Annotated in this window: 2 protein-coding genes; both read left to right on the top strand. The window is 61.4% G+C overall.

The features are described 5' to 3' along the window. The coding region (locus tag NW815_RS03885; RefSeq protein ID WP_414415732.1) for a PDZ domain-containing protein at positions 1 to 502 on the top strand (502 nt) is incomplete at its 5' end. A 63-nt stretch (positions 503 to 565) separates the two neighbouring features. Further along, a partial coding sequence (locus NW815_RS03880) for a protein kinase domain-containing protein (protein WP_414415731.1) occupies positions 566 to 2,141 on the top strand: 1,576 nt, incomplete at its 3' end.

The following is a 2,141-nucleotide window of genomic DNA, read 5'->3' as shown; positions in this document are numbered from 1 at the left end:
AACGGATGCGGCCATTAACCCCGGCAACTCGGGCGGCCCGTTGCTGGATGCGGAAGGGCGTGTGATTGGGGTGAATACGGCCATCTTCCAGCGAGCTCAGAGCGTCGGCTTTTCCATCCCCATCAACCGCGCCATGGAAATTGCCGAGCAATTGATCCGGAATGGTCGGGTAGAGCACGCTTTCTTGGGCATTCGCATGATCACCCTCAACCCCGACATTGTGGCCCGCCTCAACCGCGACCCCGCTCGCCCCACCACGCTGACGGTGGAAGAAGGGGTTTTGATCGGGCAGGTGATTCCGGGATCCCCAGCTGAGCAAATCGGCTTGCAGGAAGGGGATGTGATCATCGAGGTCGATGGGCAGGCCATCCGCGATGCCGAACAGGTGCAGCAGTTGGTGGAAGCCGCTGGGGTGGGCAATACGCTGACGCTGCGGGTCATCCGCGATGGACAAGCGCGCACCTTCCAGGTGAAAACTGGAGTGCTGCCCGTAGACTTCTAAGCAGTTTTATGTGCCGTCAATTTGATCCCCGTGACACAATGGCCCTAGAGGCGGGGGTCAGGTATGGCTTGGGCAGTCGGCGAAAGACTACAGGGGGGGCGCTACCGCATTGAGGCCATCTTAGGAGAGGGGGGCTTCGGCATCACCTACCGGGCCTGGGATAGCGTTCGTGCCGACCAGGTGGTTATCAAAGTTTTGAACGACAGCCTTCGTGAGGATCCCGACTATCCCCACTTCCAGCAGAACTTCATGAATGAGGCGCTGCAACTGGCCCGCTGCCGCCACCCCCATGTGGTGAAGGTGGAAGAAGTGATCTGGGAGCAGGAGCGCTGGTGTATTGTCATGGAGTACATCCGCGGCCAGACTCTGCACCAGCTTTTGCGGCAAAAGGGGCCGTTGCCTTTGCCAGAGGCCCTGCGCCTGACGCAGGAGGTGGGATCCGCCCTGATGGCCCTGCACGAACAGGGGATCCTGCATCGGGATGTGAAGCCATCCAACATCATGGTGCGGGAGGGATCCGGGCAGGCAGTTTTGATCGACTTTGGCCTAGCTCGCGGCTACACCCAAGGTCTGATCCAACGCCACACCTCCTACGGCACCGATGGCTATGCTCCTCTAGAGCAATACGACAGCTTGCGCCGCCGCGGCGCCTTCACCGATGTCTACGCCTTGGCAGCAACCCTCTACACGGCGCTGACGGGGATGGTGCCTATGTGTGCGCCAGTGCGGGCCACAGGCCGCCAGTTGGATACCCCTCGCAGCCTTAACCCCAACATTCCCGAGGTTGTGGAGGCTGCCATTCTCAAAGGGATGGCTCTCCACCCAGAAGAGCGCCCGCAAACCATGGCCGAGTGGCTGGCACTGTTACCGGCAGAAGCCTCTCAACAAGGGAGGAAGCCGGTTGCTTTTGAGCCAGCCATCCGCACCCAAGAGCTGAGGGAGCTGGAGCAGATCTTGGCCCAGCCTCCACAACCCCAAGACGAGCTGGAACAGCTTTTGGCCAGCCACTCGGCAGAAGAGCTGGAGCAACTGGTGGCACCGCCCACCCCCCCGACGGTGAAAAGAGAGACAGGGCCCGGATCCCTGATTTTTCCTGAGGTCTGTCCAGAGGAGAGAGGGAAGGGGGGATCCCTGCCCGGAACTCTCTCTTGGCCAGAGTGGGTGGGGGAAGCAGCCCCTGCCTTGCAAGGTCTGTGGGATCGGCTGCGAGCGGGGCAGTGGGGGGAGGCGGATCGCTGGACGACAGCCCTGATGCTGAAGCTTGCTGGGCGCTCGCAAGTGGGCTTTTTTGATCCCAAGGATGTTCAGGCCTTCCCCTGCCCCATGCTGCGGCTGATTGACCAACTGTGGGTGCGGGCCAGCCATGGGCGCTTTGGCTTTACCGTCCAGAAGCAACTTTGGCAGGAGTGTGACCCGGAGGGAAGAGGAGGGATCCGTTCGGGCTCCTTCTTAGCCTTGCCCCGCGAAGACTGCATGGGGGAAAGAGTCGGCTGGCAGGTGCAGGGCCGCTGGCTGGGGTATGGGGAGCTCACAACCCGTCTGGCAGCGCCTAAGGGTCATCTGCCGGTGGGCTTTTTTTGGGGATACTCAGGTGGCCTACGTGCGGCGCTGCTGATGCTGGATCGGGCGGTATTGAAAA

The sequence above is a fragment of the Synechococcus sp. R6-7 genome (assembly GCF_047461695.1).
GTDB lineage: Bacteria > Cyanobacteriota > Cyanobacteriia > Thermostichales > Thermostichaceae > Thermostichus.
Note: the sequence above shows the minus strand (reverse complement) of the source record. Positions and strands in the feature narration are given on the sequence as shown.